Source organism: Phenylobacterium sp., assembly GCF_030651185.1.
GTDB lineage: Bacteria > Pseudomonadota > Alphaproteobacteria > Caulobacterales > Caulobacteraceae > Phenylobacterium.
The window spans coordinates 79,023-94,283 of record NZ_JAUSCJ010000012.1 but is presented as its reverse complement, the minus strand read 5'-3'; the positions used below and the strand labels follow the sequence as shown (position 1 = coordinate 94,283).

Below are 15,261 nucleotides of genomic sequence, written 5' to 3'. Positions count from 1 at the left end.
CAGAACGCGGGGCGCGCGCCGGAGATCATTGCTGAACGACGGAGATCATGGGTGGCCGGGACAAGCCCGGCCATGACGATCAAGGGGAAAAGGGAGCCGGCAGGTCCCAGCCGCTAGACGGCCATGTTGTCGATCAGCCGGGTCTTGCCGAGGATGCCGGCGGCCAGGATGCGGGCCGGGCCGGTGATGGGGCCGGGCCCCAGGGGCTCCAGGCTCGAGGCGTCACGCACCTCGAAATAGTCGATGCGGGAAAAGCCCGCCCGCTCCAGGGCGGCGCGGCCGGTGTTCTCCACCCGATCCACCGCCACCCCGTCGCGCAGGCGCTCCACCGCGTCGCGCAGGGCCGCGGCCAGGCTGGGGGCGGCCTCGCGCTCGGCCGGCGTCAGGTAGGCGTTGCGGGAGGAGAGCGCCAGGCCGTCCTGCGCCCGCGCCGTGGGCGCGCCGATCACCTGCACCGGGATGTCCAGGTCGGCCACCAGCCGCTTGATCACCTGCAGCTGCTGATAGTCCTTCTCGCCGAACACCGCGACGTCGGGGCCGCACTGCAGCAGCAGCTTGCTCACCACCGTCGCCACGCCGGCGAAGTGGCCCGGCCGCGCCGCGCCGTCCAGGGGCCCGGAGACGCCGCTGACCGTCACCGTGGTGGAGAAGCCGGGCGCGTACATCTCTGCGACCGTCGGCGCGAACATCAGGTCGCAGCCTGCGCTCTCCAGCAGGTCGGCGTCCTTGGCCTCGTCGCGGGGATAGGCGTCGAAGTCCTCGTGCGGCGCGAACTGGGTCGGATTGACGAACACGCTGGCGACGACGCGCCGGGCCTTGGTCTTGGCCAGGGTCACCAGCGAAAGATGGCCGCTGTGCAGGGCGCCCATGGTGGGGACCAGGCCGACGGTCTCGCCGGCCTTGCGCCAGGTGGCCACCTGGGCGCGGAGGTCTGCGACGGTGCGGACGATGGTCAGCGGCATGGGGGAGGCTCCGTCACGAAAAGGCGGGCCGCTTATGACTTTGAAGTAGGCATCCGTCCACAGGCCGCGGCGTCTGTTGCGTTGACGGGGCAGGGGTGGCGGCCTCACCTGTTAACCAATCGAATCAGCGCAACGACGCTGGCTGAGATGGTGTGGAGTTTTTGAGAACCATGTCCCAACCCAAGGTCATTGTGGTCGGTAACGAGAAGGGTGGCGCGGGCAAGTCGACGCTGGCCATCCATATCGCCACGGCGCTGCTGCACTCGAACGCGCGGGTTTCCGTGCTGGATCTCGACCTGCGCCAGCAGTCCATGGGCCACTTCTTCGCCCACCGCGCCGCTTGGCTGGCCGCCAACGGCGTCAGCGCGCCCATGCCCGTCGAGCACCCGCTCAGCGCCGACCTGGCCAAGGCCACCGATGAAGAGGCGCTCGCCCGCTTCGAGGAGGCGTTCAGCGCCGCCGAGGCCTCGGACTACATCCTGATCGACACGCCCGGCGGCGACACCGCCGTCAGCCGCGCCGCCCACGGGATGGCTGACCTGATCGTCACGCCGATGAATGACAGCTTTGTCGACTTCGACATGCTGGGGGTCGTCGATCCGGTGACCCTCGATCTGAAGCGCCCCAGCCTCTATTCAGAGACCGTCTGGAACAGCCGCAAGATCCGCGCGGCGGCCAGCGGCAAGTCCATCGACTGGGTGGTGCTGCGCAACCGCCTGGCGCCCACCGAAGCCCGCAACCGTCGCCGGGTCGACGAGCGGGTCCAGGCCCTGTCGCGCCGCGTCGGCTTCCGCGTCGGCCCCGGCCTGCGGGATCGGGTGATCTACCGCGAGCTCTTCCCCTTCGGCCTGACCATCGCCGACCTGTCGCCTACCATCCGCCCCGTGGCCATGTCGCTGCAGCACGTGGCGGCTCGCCAGGAGTTGCGCGCCCTGGTGGGGTCGCTGGGCCTGGACGTGGGCGATGAGCTGATGGCCGCTCAGTAGTGACCTATATCGCGCTGGGCTGCGTGATCCTGGCGCTGCTGATGTGGGCGGGCGGCGGCAAGGCGATCCTGAAGCGCCGGGAGTGGCGGTTCCTCTCCGGGGGCTTTGCGATCATGGCCTTCGCCGGCGCCGCCTATGTCGGCCTGAAGGGCAGCTGGGGTTCGGCCATCGTCCTGGTGGTGCTGGGCCTAGGCCTGGCGATCTCCACCCGCCGCACCGGCGTCATGCCGCCGCGGGCCAGTGAGGCCATGAGCGAGGTCGAGGCGCGCGCGATCCTGGGAGTCCGGGCCGGCGCGTCTTCGGAGGAAGTCCAGGCCGCCTATAGCCGCCTGATGCGTCTGGCCCATCCCGACAAGGGCGGCACCGACGGCCTGGCCGCGCAGCTCAACGCGGCGCGGGACAGGCTCACGCGGAAGTAGGCCTCAGCCCGGCTTCACGACCATGCAGGGGAGCTTCTTGGCCTTCAAGGCGCCGCAGGCGCCCTTGGCCGAGGATTCGGTAAAGCCCGAGAAGCGGGCGCGGTAGGTGCCGCCGATGGAGTCAGTGTCGCCGTCGGCCTTGCTGAAGTGCTTGCCGAAGCGCTTCTCCACCAGGGCTAGCTGCTCCTTGGCCAGCGACTTGGATTTGAAGGCGCCGACCTGAACGATCCACTTGCCGGCCGGCTTCTTGTCATCCTTCTGGGCCTTCTTCGGGTCGGCCTTCGGGGTCGGCGCCGATTGCGAGCCGCGCAGCAGGTTGCGCCGGGGATCGACGAAGTCGTTGCTGGAGAAGGAGGCGGGCGGCGGGGCCGAGGCCAGAACGATCCGCAGGCCGTCCTGCTCGCCGTCCCCCTGCTCGACGGAGGGACGCTCGATCGGTCCGACCGGCTCCGGCTCGAACAGGTTCTGGGCGATGGTGATCTTCTCGCCCCGCTCGCGGCGGGTCATCACGTCGAAGCCCGTCAGCAGCAGGTCCTCGGCGTTGTTGTTGCGCTTGGCGGTCGACGGGGCGCCGAGCACCACGGCGATCAGGCGGCGATTGTCGCGCACCGCGGAGACCGCGATGTTGTAGCCCGAGGCGTTGGTGTAGCCGGTCTTCAGGCCATCGACCCCCGGCATGGAGCCTAGCAGGCCGTTGTGATTGTTCATCGACGTCCCGCGGAAGCTGAACTGCCGCTGGTTGAACAGGCGATAGTACTGGGGATAGTCGCGCATGACGGCCCGAGACAGGATGCCGATGTCGCGGGCGGTGGAGACCTGGCGGCTGTCGGGCAGGCCCGAGGCGTTCACGAAGCGCGTGTTGGCCATGCCCAGTTCCTGGGCGCGCAGGGTCATCATGGCCGCGAAGCGGGCCTCGCTGCCCCCGAGCTTCTCTGCCAGGGCGACGGCGATGTCGTTGGCCGACTTGATGGCCAGGGCCTGCATGGCCTCGTTGACGGTGAGGGATTCCCCCGGCGACAGGCCGAGCTTGGTGGGGGGTTGGGCCGCGGCGCGCGGCGAAATCATGATTGTGTCCTCAGGCCGCAGGCGGCCGGAGCTCAGGGCCTCGAAGGTGAGGTAGAGCGTCATGATCTTGGTGATCGAAGCCGGATAGCGGGGGCTGTCGGCGCGCTTGGCGTAGAGGACCTCGCCGGTCTTGGCGTCCACTACGATGGCCGCATACTTGGGCGCGGTGGTGGGCAGGGACGGCATCGAGAGGTAGGGGATCTGCGCCTGGGCGGATGTCGCCAGGGGCGAAACCGCCGTCAGGGCGGCGGCGCCAAGGGCGACAAACAGGCGGCGGGCGCGCTCGAACATTGCGGTTCGTCCGTCGAATCAAAGGGTTGGGCGACCCCCCGGTCGCCGTACTGAAACCCTATCATGACACCTCGGAGCTTGCGCGAGAGTAAACACCTCTTGAGCGAGCCGATTTGTCGCGTCGCGGGTTTGTGCGGCAGCCCGGACGAATTCGCGCACGGGGTGATGTTGCACTGCAACAAAGTTGCTTGACTGCTGCACCGCAACATGAGAAATAGGCTGCGAGATCAAAGAGCCGCAACGCCCGACTGGTGCGACGCGGCAGAGCCCGTCAACCACGTTTCCGGAGTTTACCCTCATGGCCGCCGCCGAAACCGTCAAGAACACCGTCGAGCAGTTCACCACCGCTGGTAACGCCGCCTTCAAGGACGCCATCGAAAAGTCCCTGGCCGGCCTGGCCGACGCCAACGCCCATTCCAAGAAGAACCTGGAAGCCGTCATCGCCTCGGTGACCGCCGCCACCAAGGGCGCTGAAGCCCTCGGCGCCCAGGCCACCGCCTATTCCAAGAAGGCCGTGGAAGCCAACGTCGCCGCCGCCAAGTCGCTGTCGGGCGCCAAGTCGATCCAGGAAGTTGTCGAGCTGCAAACCAGCTTCGCCAAGTCCGCCATGGAAGCCTACATGGCCGAGCTCTCCAAGATGGGCGAGATCGTGCAAGCCTCGTTGAAGGACTCCATGAAGCCCCTCAACGAGCGCGTCACCGCCGCCGTCGAGAAGCTCCAGGCCGTCCGCTAAGCCTTTCAAAGTCCCTCCAGCCGCGCCGGCGTATTTGGCGCGGACCCTGCGGAGGCCCGGATCGGAAATGGTCCGGGCCTTTTGCGTTTTCAACCCGTGACCGGACCCCTGAATCCGCGCTAGACCTCTGGCTATGTCACAGGTCGAAGAACGCTTGGCCGCGCAGGGGATCACCCTCCCGCAGCCTGTCGCCCCGGTCGCCAACTATGTCCCGTTCGTACGGGTCGGCGGCCTTGTCCACATATCTGGTCAAGTATCCCTGGACGCCTCGGGCGGCGTCCGCGGGATCGTTGGGGAGGATGTCGACATGGAGACCGCCAAGGGCGCCGCGCGCCTGTGCGGCATCAACCTGATCGCGCAGATGCGCGCGGCCTGCGACGGTGACCTCGACCGGGTCGTCCGGGTGGTGAAGTTGGGGGGCTTTGTGCAGGCCGGCCCGGCCTTCTTCGAGATCCCCCAGGTGGTGAATGGAGCCTCCGACGTCATGGTGGCGGCTTTCGGAGACGCCGGTAAGCACGCGCGATCGGCGGTCGGGGTCTATCGCCTGCCGATGAACTTCGCCGTCGAGGTCGACGCTGTGGTGGAAATCCGGTGAAGCACCCCAAGGATCAGTTTGGCGAAGCCTGGGACTTCCTGTTCCACCCGCCCGTCGCCCACCGTGGCCTCTGGACGCCGGACGGCGCGCCGGAGAACTCCCTGGGCGCCTTCCAGGCCGCATGCCAGGCCGGCTACGGCATTGAGCTGGATGTGCATCTTTCGGCCGACGGCGAGGCCATGGTCTTCCACGATCACGGCCTGAAGCGAATGACCGGGGCCGAGGGCAAGCTGAGGGACCGCACGGCGGCCGAGCTGGCCGAACTGCGGCTGAAGGCAACCGATGAGCGTATCCCAACCCTGATGGAGACCCTGGCCCTGATCGGTCACCGGGCCATGGTCCATGTGGAGCTGAAGACCGACTTCGGGGCCGTCGGGCCCCTGGAGCAGCGGGTCCATGAGATCCTCATCGACCACGCCGGCCCCACCTGCGTGATCGGCTTCAATCCCTATTCCCACGCCTGGTTCGCCGACCGGTTCCCCGGCGTCCTGCGAGGCCTCGACAGCTACAGCTGGGAGGAGGACACCCCCCATCTCTCGGCCGAACAGCGCAAGTCGTTCGCCAAGCTGGAGCAGGTTTCCATCGCCCGGCCCCACTTCCTGGCCATGAGCCTGGACATGGTGGCCTCGCCGGAGGTCTTGAAGCACCGCGAGAACGGCATGCCGGTGGTGGCCTGGACGGTGCGGAAACCCGAGCAGTGGGACACGGTCAAGGATCACTGCGACAACCTCATCTTCGAGGGCTGGGCCGCGTGAGTCTGACGTCGGCGGTGAAGGTCAGCCGCCGGATCGCCGAGATTGGCCGCGAAGGCTGGGACGCCTGCGCCGGCAATCCGGACTACGCCGCCAACCCCTTCGTTTCCTTTGACTTCCTGGACATTGTCGAGGAGTCCGGCTGCGCCGTCGAGCGCATGGGCTGGGGCCCGCAGCACCTCTCCGTCGACGACGAGGACGGGAAGGTGGCGGCGGTCATGCCGCTCTATCTGAAGTCCCACAGCCAGGGCGAATACATCTTCGACCACAGCTGGGCCGAGGCCTATGAGCGGGCCGGCGGGCAGTACTATCCCAAGCTGATCTCGGCGGCGCCCTTCACGCCGGCGACCGGGCCGCGTCTGCTGGTGCGGCCGGGCGTCGATGTGGAGGCGGCGCGCAGGACCCTGCTGACCGGCGCGGTCACGCTGTGCGAGCGCTATGGGTCCTCGGGGGTCCACATCAACTTCCCCACCGACGAAGAGTGGACCTGGTTGGGCGGGCAGGGGCTCTCGATGCGCGAGGGCCAGCAGTACCATTGGGAAAACGCCGGCTACGCCGACTTCGACGCCTTCCTGGCGGCCCTGTCCTCAGGCCGCCGCAAGACCATCCGGCGCGAACGGCGCGACGCCCAGGCCGCCGTCGAGATCCTGGCCCTGACCGGCGCCGACCTCACCGAGGAACACTGGGACGCCTTCTATGGCTTCTACATGGACACCGGCTCGCGCAAGTGGGGCCGGCCCTATCTGAACCGCCTGTTCTTCTCCCTGCTGGGGGAGCGGATGGCCGACCGGGTGCTGCTGTTGATGGCCCGCAAGAACGGCCGCTGGGTGGCGGGCGCGCTGAACCTGATCGGCGGCGACTGCCTCTACGGCCGCAACTGGGGCTGCACCGAGGACATTCCTTTCCTGCACTTCGAGCTCTGCTACTACCAGGCCATCGAATGGGCCATCCGCCGCGGCCTGGCCCGGGTCGAGGCCGGCGCCCAGGGCCAGCACAAGATCGCCCGCGGCTACCTGCCCAGCCCCGTCCGCTCGGCCCACTTCATCGCCGACCCCATGCTGCGCGGACCGGTCGAGGACTTCGTCGCCCGCGAGCGTGAAGCCGTTGAGGGCGAGATGGAATGGCTGGCCGAGGAGTTCTCGCCGTTCCGGCAGGAGAGCTAGAGCGACCGCCCGCCGGCCGCTGCCGGGAATCGGAAGATTTGACGAAACAGAAGGCGGCTGATCCAAGTCGGCCAGTCCGCCAAAGTGCTTCGGGAAACGGGACGACTGTCCATGACCGCCAACAACCGCATCGTCCTGACCAGCGATCACACCGCCATTCCGCTACGACAGGCCATCGCTGCTCATGTCTCGGCCCAGGGCTGGGTGGTGGTCGACATCGGACCGACGGCCCCGGACAGCACGCCCTACCCCAAGCAGGGCGAAGCGGCGGCGCGGCGCGTCGCCACCGGAGACTGCCGGTTCGGCATCATCCTCTGCGGCACCGGCCAGGGCATCATGATGGCGGCCAACAAGGTGAGGGCCATCCGCTGCGGCGTCTGCGCGGACACCTTCTCGGCCCGCATGATCCGCCAGCACAACGACGCCAACATGCTGTCGATCGGCGCGCGCGTGGTGGGCGAAGGCCTGGCGCTCGATATCGTGGACGCGTTCCTGACCGCCCAGTTCGACGGCGGCCGGCATACGCCGCGGGTGGAGATGATCACGGCGCTGGAGGCGTAGCGCCGCGCCTTGCTAGGAGGCCTCCCAGGCCTGCCGGATCAGCGCCACCAGCTTCGCATCGACATCAGCCGGCGAGGCGAGGGTGAGCTTGGATTTCAACCGCTCAGACCAGCCTTCCGCCTTGGGCTTGGTCAGCCGCCGATCGGCGTCCACCGGCACGGCCAAACCCAGCACCACCTGGCCGTCCTTTGCGGGCTTGGCCGAAGCGAACTGGAAGTTGCGGGAAAATCCGGTGAAGGCTTTTCGCTGGCCGGTGACCACGTCGGGCAGGGCGGTGGCCGCGCGCTCGATGGCCTCGAAGATCGCGGTCGCGGCCGGATCGCTCCACACCCCGGCCCGCAGCTTCTCCGGCTGGTCCCAGCCCGAGCCGGTGGGGAAGGCAGCCGACATCACCATGTTGGCGCGGTTCATCCCCAGGCCGTGATGTTCCTTCATCCAGGCGATCCGGGTCATGGTCTTGGTCTCGGCGCAGGTTCTGGCGATGGTCACCCATTCGTCCATCGTCTTGCCTGTCTCCTTCTCGAGGCTGGCGAGGGCGGTGGCGAAATACTTCTGCTGGCGTGGGGCTCAGGCCCTTGGTGTTCTCGGCGTCGCCGGTTCCCATACAGGGCTCCCTCTGTGCTAGGACGCTTCCAAGACCTCAGCAGGAGCGCGCGCCATGAGCTTGGACGGGACCTACGACGACGGCAACATCTTCGCCAAGATCCTGCGCGGCGAGATGCCCAGCGCCCGAGTGTTCGAGGACAGCCACGTCTACGCCTTCATGGACGTCTTCCCCCAGGCCCGCGGCCACACCCTGGTGATTCCGAAACACTCGGCCGCCCGGAACCTGCTGGAGGAGGAGCCCGACGTCCTGGCGCCCTTGATCCTGGGCGTTCAGCGCGTCACCCGCGCCGTCCGCGCGGCGCTGAAACCCGACGGCATCGTGGTCACGCAGTTCAATGGATCGACGGCTGGCCAGACCATCTTCCATCTGCACTTTCACATCATCCCACGCTGGGAGGGGCAGGCGTTGGGCCGACACGGCGCCGGCGGGATGGCCGATCCCACGGAGCTGAAGGCCTTGGCGGACCAGATCGCCGCCCAGATCGCCTAGAGCCGTTTCCCTTTAGACGGAATCGTCCAAAGGGATAAAAAAGGCTATAATTCAAAAAATTAGAGCATATTTCGATCCGATAACCGGTTCCACTTATCGGATCATGCTCTAAATCGCGTCACCCGGAGACCGAGTCGCGCCACTTGGGCCCCTCAGCCGACCGCCAGGAATGGCGGGCGGCCGCCAACAGGCTCTCCTGCTCGATGGGTTTGGAAAGATGAGCGTCCATCCCGGCGGCGCGGCAGCGGGCGACGTCCTCGGGCAGGGTAGCGGCCGTCATCGCCACCACAGGCGTCTGGGCGCGGACCCCGTCCAGGGTGCGGATCGCGCGGCAGGCAGCAATGCCGTCCATGATCGGCATGTGGATGTCCATGAACACCACGTCGAAGGGGCGGCTGCGAACCGCCTCCACAGCCTGGACACCGTCGTCGGCCGTCTCGACCTCGAATCCCGCGGCCGCCAGCATCATTGAGGCGACCTGACGGTTCACCGGGTGGTCGTCCACCACCAGGATCCGGCCCGTGCCCGTGCCCGAGCCAAGGGGCTCGGCCTCTGCCGCCTCGGGCAGGGCGGTGAGGCGCGAAAGCGGGATCTCGAACCAGAATTCCGAGCCCTGACCCGCGACGCTCTCAACGCCGATCCGACCGTTCATCTGCTCGACAAGGGACTTGCAGATGGCGAGTCCCAGGCCGGCGCCCTCGAACCGACGCGTGGGGCTGGTGTCGACCTGGGTGAAGGGCTGGAACAGCTGTGAGAGCGCCTCGGGGTGCAGGCCGACACCGGTGTCCCGTACGCTCACCCGCACCCGGTCGGCTTCGCCGGCGAGCTGCAACTCCACCCGCACCTCTATCTGGCCCTGATCGGTGAACTTCACGGCATTGCCCAGCAGGTTGAGCAGGACCTGAAGAATGTGATTCTCGTCCCCATGGTGGGTCAGGCCCTCCACCGCCGAGACATCCAGGTTCAGGGTTAGGGGCCGGTCCGCCAAGCTGGGCCGAACGATGTCGCCAGCTGTCTCTACGAGGTCGCCAAGCGCGAAGGGCGCGGGAGTCAAGCGGACCGCGCCGGCGCCCAGCCGCGAGTAGTCCAGGATATTGTTGATCAAGGAGAGTAGAACCTTGCATGAGGCCTCGATCACGCCCAGTTGCTGCCGCGCCTGGGGGGGCAGGTCAGCGTGCGCGCGCAACAACTGAGCATGGCCCCCGATGCCGTTGAGGGGGGTTCGCATCTCGTGGCTCATCACCGCGAGGAAACGGCCCTTGGCGCCATCGGCGGCCACGGCCTCGCGACGCGCGGCGCGGGCCACGGCCAGAGCCCGACGCAGGCTGGCCTGGGCCGCGGCGCGCTGGGCCAGGACGCTGGACAGGATGATGGCCGAGCCCACAATGGTCGCAAGATAGAGCTGCAGCACCAGGATCTGGCGCGACATGTCACCTGGGAACTGAGCGGCGATGGGCCCGTGGCCTGCCACGGTGGCGCTAGCTGCGATGAACGAGACCAGCATCACCATCAGCGCCGTGTAGGGGCTGCTGAGTCGTATGACCATCAACAGGCCAAGAGGGAAGAGCAGGAACAGGGTGGGGAGGGGGGTGGCGAACACCAGCGCCGCCGCCGCCGCCGCCAGTCCGATCAGACCGAGGCTCTCGAAGCGCGAGGCCGCCGCGCCCAGGTCATAGCGGCGGAAACGGGCCAGGAGCAGGGCGGCGGGCGCGCCGACGATCATGCCCAGGAAGTCGCCAAACACCCAGGTCTTCCAGCCGCTCAGGAAGTCGTCCTGGAACATCAGGGCTGCGCCGCTAGCGCCAAGGGTGCCCATGGTCAGGGTGGCGGGCAGCGCCGCCAGCAGGACGAAGTTCCGGAAGCGGGGGAGGACATTCATGTCCAACCCGGCCCCGCAGAAACGCCGGATCAGTATCGCCGCCAAGACCGCCTCGGTCACGTCGCAGCCGGCGATCAAGAGGCTGCGCGCCAGGGAGCTGCCGCTGGCGAGCGCCGCCATCAGGTCGATGGATGCGCAGAGCAGGGCCAGGACCAGGGCCTGCTGGCGCGGCAGCAGGAGCAGTCCGGCCGTCAGGAGGCCGTTGCAGATCCACAGCACCGCGAGGCCGTTGAGGGCGGTTGTCCAGCTGTAGGCCAGGACGGCGCAGACGGCGTAGGTCGCCAGGAAGGCCAGCTCAAGGCCGTCCGCGCGGGGGGACTGTTCGGGTCGAAACAGCCGGAAGCCCGACGCCATTATTTTGCCACCCCTTAGCTACGCACAGGCCGGAGGCTTGAGTTTCACTCTCAGTCTGTGGACGCCACTTCGACGGAACTAATGACGGATTGAATGATTCGGCCAGCAACCAGGGATGGCGCGACGAAAAACCCCAGGCTCGAGGCCTGGGGTTCAATGGGTTCCGAACGCTTGGCGCGAGATCTTAGTCGGCTAGCTCCGGGGCGGCGGCCGCCGCGTCCTCGGCCGGGTTCTCGATGATCGGCGCGCCGGGCTCGGTGTTCTCGCCCTCGATCTCGAAGGCCAGCTTGGAGTCCTTCAGCACCACCTTCACGTGGCCACCCTTCACCAGCTTGCCGAACAGGATCTCGTCGGCGAGCGGCTTCTTGATGTGCTCCTGGATGACCCGGGCCAGAGGCCGGGCGCCGTAGAGCTCGTCGAACCCGTTCTTGGCCAGCCAGTCGGCGGCTTCGTCGGTGGTCTCGATGGTGACGTGACGATCGGCCAGTTGCGCCTCCAGCTGGATGACGAACTTCTGGACGACCTGGCGGATGATGTCCTGGGTCAGCGGCTTGAACTGCACCACCGCGTCGAGGCGGTTGCGGAATTCCGGCGTGAACAGGCGCTTCAGGGCCTCGTCGACCTCGTCGGCCTGCTTCCCGCGGCCAAAGCCGATGGAATTGCGCTGGGCGTCCGAGGCGCCGGCGTTGGTGGTCATGATCAGGACCACGTTGCGGAAATCGACCTTCTTGCCGTTGGAGTCGGTGAGGACCCCGTGATCCATGACCTGCAGCAGGATGTTGAAGACGTCCGGGTGGGCCTTCTCGATTTCGTCCAGCAGCACCACGCAATGCGGATGCTGGTCGACGGCGTCGGTCAGCAGGCCGCCCTGGTCGAACCCGACATAGCCGGGAGGCGCGCCGATCAGACGGCTGACCGTGTGGCGCTCCATGTATTCCGACATGTCGAACCGCAGCAGCTCGATGCCCATGGTCCCGGCCAGTTGCCGCGCGGTCTCGGTCTTGCCGGTGCCGGTAGGGCCAGAGAACAGGTAGCAGCCGATCGGCTTGTTGGGATCGCGCAGGCCGGCGCGGGCCATCTTCATGGCCGCCGACAGTTGCTCGATGGCGTCGTCCTGACCGTAGACGGCGCGCTTCAGGTCCTCGTGCAGCTGCTTCAGCGCCTCGGTGTCGGTCTTGGAGACCGATTTCGGCGGGATGCGGGCGATCTTGGCCACGACGGCCTCGACCTCCTTCAGGCCGATGGTCTTCTTGCGACGACCCTCCGGCAGCAGCATCTGGCTCGCGCCCGCCTCATCGATGATGTCGATGGCCTTGTCGGGCAGCTTGCGGTCGGTGATGTAGCGGGCCGACAGCTCTACCGCCGCCTTGATGGCGTCGTTGGTGTAGCGGAGCTTGTGGAAGTCCTCGTAGTAGGTCTTCAGACCCTTGAGGATCTTGATGGTGTCCTCGATCGTCGGCTCGTTCACGTCGATCTTCTGGAAGCGCCGGACCAGGGCCCGATCCTTCTCGAAGTGCTGACGGAACTCCTTGTAGGTCGTCGAGCCCATGCAGCGCAGGGAGCCCGAGGCCAGGGCCGGCTTCAGCAGGTTCGACGCGTCCATGGCCCCGCCGCTGGTGGCGCCGGCGCCGATCACCGTGTGGATCTCGTCGATGAACAGGATCGCGTCGGCGTGGTTCTCCAGTTCCTTGACCACCTGCTTCACGCGCTCTTCGAAGTCGCCACGATAGCGGGTGCCCGCCAGCAGGCTGCCCATGTCGAGGGAGAAGATGGTGGCGTTGGCCAGGACCTCGGGAACCTGGTGGTTGACGATCTTGCGCGCCAGGCCCTCGGCGATGGCGGTCTTGCCCACGCCGGGGTCGCCCACCAGCAAGGGATTGTTCTTGGTCCGCCGGCACAGGATCTGGATGCAGCGCTCGACCTCGGACGACCGCCCGATCAGGGGATCGACCTTGCCCTGCTTGGCCTTCTCGTTGAGGTTGACGCAGTAGGCGTCGAGGGCCTCGCCGCCGGTCTTCACCGCTGGCTTCTCCTCGTCTTCCGAGCCCTTGACGGGCTTGGCCGCACCCTCGGCGCCGGCCTTCTTGGCGATGCCGTGGGCGATGTAGTTCACCGCGTCATAGCGGGTCATGTCCTGCTCTTGCAGGAAGTAGGCGGCGTGGCTCTCGCGCTCGGAGAAGATCGCCACCAGCACGTTGGCGCCGGTGACCTCCTCGCGGCCCGAGGACTGCACATGGATGACCGCGCGCTGGATCACGCGTTGGAAGCTGGGCGTGGGCTTGGCGTCCTCGCCATCATCCACCACCAGCGAACGCAGCTCGTTGTCCACGTAGTTGGTCAGGGTCGTCTTCAGCGACGGAAGCTCGACGTCGCAGGCGCCCATGACGCCGGCCGCGTCCTCATCGTCGATGAGGGACAGGAGCAGATGCTCCAGGGTCGCGTACTCGTGCTTTCGCTGATTGGCGAAGGCCACCGCGCGGTGAAGGGATTCTTCTAAGTGGCGTGAGAATGACGGCAATCTGGGCCTCAATCCTTTTCCATGGTGCATTGCAACGGATGCTGATGCCGGCGCGCGGTATCAACGACCTGGGCCACCTTTGTTTCCGCCACTTCGTAAGTGAACACGCCGCACACGCCCACACCGTGTTGGTGGACATGCAGCATGATCGTCGTCGCTTCTTCGCGCGACTTATGGAAGTACTGCTCAAGCACATAAACGACGAACTCCATGGGAGTATAGTCGTCGTTGAGGAGCAGCACCCGGTACAGAGACGGCTTCTGCGTCTTCGGCTTGGTCTTCGTGATGACCGCCGATTTCACGCCCGTCTCTTGATCACCTTGCTTTCGCTCGGCCATCGAACAGGTCTCCTCGGCGGCCACGGGACCGCCCTACAGATGGATTAGATATGGAAAAGACGGCCGTATGGAAGGGTCGAAATGGTCGCGCGGGGCGAGTTCGTCCGAAAGGCCACAGTTTTTACCATGCTAACAGGGTGCCAGATGGGCGCCGGCCCTCAGGTTTTCAATCCTGGGCCGAGGATTTCCCGCGTAGGGCGCGTGCCGAGGTCAAGGCCGTGGCTCCGAATCGCGCTCGGATCGCGTCGGCGGTCTTCTCTCCCGCCAGGGTCCGGCGCTCGTCGCCGCCGAAGAAGTCATCCTCCACGTCCTGAGGTTCGATCAGATCGGTGATCCCAACCCCGATCAGCCGCCAGGACCGGTGGGCCCCGCCGCTCTTCAACTCCGCCGCCAGCAGCTCCTTGCCGATCGCCAGGATGGATCGCGTCGTCTGGGTGGGGACGGGCAGGGTCTTGCGCCGGGTGATGATCTTGAAATCCGCGCCTCGCAGCTTCAGCGTGACCACCCGGCCGGCGACATTTCCGGCCCGCGCCTGACGCCCGACCTTCTCGGCCAGCCAGGGCAGTTGCTCCTCCAGATCGGCCTGGCTGCGCAGGTCCTCGTTGAAGGTGGTCTCGGCGCTGATCGACTTGCGGATCTGGTCGGGGTTCACCACCCGGGTGTCGCGGCCGTGGGCCAGCGCGTGCAGGCGCAGGCCGTTGGGACCGAAGCGGGCGGCCAGGTCCTTGATGTCGGCCCGGGCGATATCGCCGACGGTGACGAAGTTGGAGCCTTCCAGGCTGGAGACCATGGCCGGTCCCACCCCCGGCAGGATTCCCACCGGTTTCTGAGCCAGGAACGCCTGGGCGTCGGCGCCGATCACCGAGAAGCCGCGCGGCTTGTCCAGGTCCGAGGCGATCTTGGCCAGGAACTTGTTGGCCGCCAGCCCGATGGAGACGGTGATCCCCACCTCGGCCTCGATGCGGGTCTGCAATCGGGCCAGGGTTTGCGCCGGCGTCGCGCCATGCAGGCGCTGCGTCCCCGAAAGGTCCATCCAGGCCTCGTCCAGCGACAGCGGCTGCACCAGGGGCGTCAGGTCGGCCATCATCGCCATGATCCGCCGGCTCTCGGTGCGGTACTTGGCGAAGTCCGGCTTGATGATCACCGCCTGGGGGCAGGCCTTGATGGCCTTGAACATCGGCATGGCCGAACGCACGCCGTTGATGCGGGCGATGTAGCAGCAGGTGGTCACCACCCCGCGCCGTCCGCCGCCGACGATCACCGGAAGGTCCCGCAGCTCGGGCCGGTCGCGCTTCTCCACCGAGGCGTAGAAGGCGTCGCAGTCCATGTGGGCGATGGAGAGGCTGTCCAGCTCGCCGTGCGCCACGATCCGCGGCGAGCCGCAGGCGGGGCAGCGGCGCTCGAAGCCGCCGTGATGGAAGCAGTCGCGGCAGAGCGCGCTCACGGCCTTGTCTCCACGGCGACGGTCATGCGCGCAGATATACCTGATTTGTTCCTAGAGCATGTCAGGCGCAAGTGGGAACCGGTTCGCCGCCCGGACATGCTCAAG

15 protein-coding genes and 1 pseudogene are annotated in these 15,261 nt (G+C 67.0%); 8 read left to right on the top strand and 8 right to left on the bottom strand.

Annotated elements, in window-relative coordinates; all coding sequences use genetic code 11:
• Positions 1–113: 113 nt before the first annotated feature.
• A complete protein-coding gene (gene panC, locus Q7J39_RS04485; RefSeq protein WP_304820856.1) occupies positions 114–962 on the bottom strand; it encodes a pantoate--beta-alanine ligase in 849 nt (282 codons plus the stop codon).
• Positions 963–1,132: 170 nt separating this feature from the next.
• Between panC and Q7J39_RS04480 the strand changes: the two genes are divergently transcribed.
• Both Q7J39_RS04480 and Q7J39_RS04475 read left to right on the top strand, forming a co-directional pair.
• The gene (locus Q7J39_RS04480; protein ID WP_304820854.1) at positions 1,133–1,948 is read left to right on the top strand and encodes a division plane positioning ATPase MipZ; all 816 of its coding nucleotides are present in this window, start codon (positions 1,133–1,135) and stop codon (positions 1,946–1,948) included.
• Positions 1,948–2,367 (top strand): molecular chaperone DnaJ, encoded by a 420-nt coding sequence (locus tag Q7J39_RS04475; RefSeq protein WP_304820852.1) that lies wholly within the window; start codon positions 1,948–1,950, stop codon positions 2,365–2,367. The genes Q7J39_RS04480 and Q7J39_RS04475 overlap by 1 nt, the downstream gene beginning before the upstream one ends.
• 3 nt (positions 2,368–2,370) lie before the next feature.
• Here the strand turns inward: Q7J39_RS04475 and Q7J39_RS04470 are convergent, their stop codons facing one another.
• A complete protein-coding gene (locus Q7J39_RS04470; protein WP_304820850.1) occupies positions 2,371–3,723 on the bottom strand; it encodes a D-alanyl-D-alanine carboxypeptidase in 1,353 nt (450 codons plus the stop codon).
• 298 nt (positions 3,724–4,021) lie between these two features.
• Here Q7J39_RS04470 and Q7J39_RS04465 point away from each other — a divergent pair, with 298 nt between their 5' ends.
• The 5 genes from Q7J39_RS04465 to rpiB all read left to right on the top strand — a co-directional run bounded on the left by Q7J39_RS04465 (position 4,022) and on the right by rpiB (position 7,527).
• On the top strand, positions 4,022–4,456 hold the full coding sequence (locus Q7J39_RS04465; protein WP_304820848.1) for a phasin family protein: 435 nt from the start codon (positions 4,022–4,024) through the stop codon (positions 4,454–4,456).
• A 133-nt stretch (positions 4,457–4,589) separates the two neighbouring features.
• Positions 4,590–5,051 (top strand): RidA family protein, encoded by a 462-nt coding sequence (locus Q7J39_RS04460; protein WP_304820845.1) that lies wholly within the window; start codon positions 4,590–4,592, stop codon positions 5,049–5,051.
• A complete protein-coding gene (locus tag Q7J39_RS04455; protein ID WP_304820843.1) occupies positions 5,048–5,806 on the top strand; it encodes a glycerophosphodiester phosphodiesterase in 759 nt (252 codons plus the stop codon). Before Q7J39_RS04460 ends, Q7J39_RS04455 begins: the two co-directional genes overlap by 4 nt.
• Entirely contained in the window at positions 5,803–6,966 is a 1,164-nt protein-coding gene (locus Q7J39_RS04450) for a GNAT family N-acetyltransferase (protein WP_304820841.1), read from the top strand. The genes Q7J39_RS04455 and Q7J39_RS04450 overlap by 4 nt, the downstream gene beginning before the upstream one ends.
• A gap of 111 nt (positions 6,967–7,077) precedes the next feature.
• Positions 7,078–7,527: a ribose 5-phosphate isomerase B gene (gene rpiB / locus Q7J39_RS04445; protein WP_304820839.1), complete on the top strand. Its 450-nt coding sequence runs from the start codon at positions 7,078–7,080 to the stop codon at positions 7,525–7,527.
• A 12-nt stretch (positions 7,528–7,539) separates the two neighbouring features.
• Here rpiB and Q7J39_RS04440 read toward each other — a convergent pair whose 3' ends face one another.
• Positions 7,540–7,917 carry a DUF5655 domain-containing protein gene (locus tag Q7J39_RS04440; protein ID WP_370689995.1) on the bottom strand — a complete coding sequence of 126 codons (378 nt, stop codon included), beginning with the start codon at positions 7,915–7,917 and terminating at the stop codon, positions 7,540–7,542.
• A 6-nt stretch (positions 7,918–7,923) separates the two neighbouring features.
• Positions 7,924–8,061, bottom strand: a pseudogene (locus Q7J39_RS20865) (DUF4287 domain-containing protein); the annotation flags it as partial.
• A 124-nt stretch (positions 8,062–8,185) separates the two neighbouring features.
• Between Q7J39_RS20865 and Q7J39_RS04435 the strand changes: the two are divergent.
• Positions 8,186–8,623 (top strand): HIT family protein, encoded by a 438-nt coding sequence (locus tag Q7J39_RS04435; RefSeq protein ID WP_304820837.1) that lies wholly within the window; start codon positions 8,186–8,188, stop codon positions 8,621–8,623.
• A 118-nt stretch (positions 8,624–8,741) separates the two neighbouring features.
• On the opposite strand, the gene Q7J39_RS04430 is transcribed toward Q7J39_RS04435, so the two are convergent.
• The 4 genes from Q7J39_RS04430 to Q7J39_RS04415 all read right to left on the bottom strand — a co-directional run bounded on the left by Q7J39_RS04430 (position 8,742) and on the right by Q7J39_RS04415 (position 15,156).
• Positions 8,742–10,856 (bottom strand): ATP-binding protein, encoded by a 2,115-nt coding sequence (locus Q7J39_RS04430; protein ID WP_304820835.1) that lies wholly within the window; start codon positions 10,854–10,856, stop codon positions 8,742–8,744.
• A gap of 184 nt (positions 10,857–11,040) precedes the next feature.
• On the bottom strand, positions 11,041–13,374 hold the full coding sequence (clpA, locus tag Q7J39_RS04425; protein WP_304820833.1) for an ATP-dependent Clp protease ATP-binding subunit ClpA: 2,334 nt from the start codon (positions 13,372–13,374) through the stop codon (positions 11,041–11,043).
• An 8-nt stretch (positions 13,375–13,382) separates the two neighbouring features.
• Positions 13,383–13,712, bottom strand: coding sequence for an ATP-dependent Clp protease adapter ClpS (gene clpS, locus Q7J39_RS04420; RefSeq protein ID WP_293493014.1), 330 nt, complete (start codon positions 13,710–13,712; stop codon positions 13,383–13,385).
• A 166-nt stretch (positions 13,713–13,878) separates the two neighbouring features.
• Positions 13,879–15,156, bottom strand: a complete 1,278-nt coding sequence (locus Q7J39_RS04415) for a DNA polymerase IV (protein WP_304820831.1) — start codon at positions 15,154–15,156, stop codon at positions 13,879–13,881.
• Positions 15,157–15,261: the final 105 nt, after the last annotated feature.

Bases quoted from the DNA above. Each gene is read 5' to 3' on its own strand.
- panC (WP_304820856.1), bottom strand. From the start codon at position 962: ATGCCGCTGACCATCGTCCGCACCGTCGCAGACCTCCGCGCCCAGGTG.
- Q7J39_RS04480 (WP_304820854.1), top strand. From the start codon at position 1,133: ATGTCCCAACCCAAGGTCATTGTGGTCGGTAACGAGAAGGGTGGCGCG.
- Q7J39_RS04470 (WP_304820850.1), bottom strand. From the start codon at position 3,723: ATGTTCGAGCGCGCCCGCCGCCTGTTTGTCGCCCTTGGCGCCGCCGCC.
- Q7J39_RS04465 (WP_304820848.1), top strand. From the start codon at position 4,022: ATGGCCGCCGCCGAAACCGTCAAGAACACCGTCGAGCAGTTCACCACC.
- Q7J39_RS04460 (WP_304820845.1), top strand. From the start codon at position 4,590: ATGTCACAGGTCGAAGAACGCTTGGCCGCGCAGGGGATCACCCTCCCG.
- rpiB (WP_304820839.1), top strand. From the start codon at position 7,078: ATGACCGCCAACAACCGCATCGTCCTGACCAGCGATCACACCGCCATT.
- Q7J39_RS04440 (WP_370689995.1), bottom strand. From the start codon at position 7,917: ATGTCGGCTGCCTTCCCCACCGGCTCGGGCTGGGACCAGCCGGAGAAG.
- Q7J39_RS04435 (WP_304820837.1), top strand. From the start codon at position 8,186: ATGAGCTTGGACGGGACCTACGACGACGGCAACATCTTCGCCAAGATC.
- Q7J39_RS04430 (WP_304820835.1), bottom strand. From the start codon at position 10,856: ATGGCGTCGGGCTTCCGGCTGTTTCGACCCGAACAGTCCCCCCGCGCG.
- clpS (WP_293493014.1), bottom strand. From the start codon at position 13,712: ATGGCCGAGCGAAAGCAAGGTGATCAAGAGACGGGCGTGAAATCGGCG.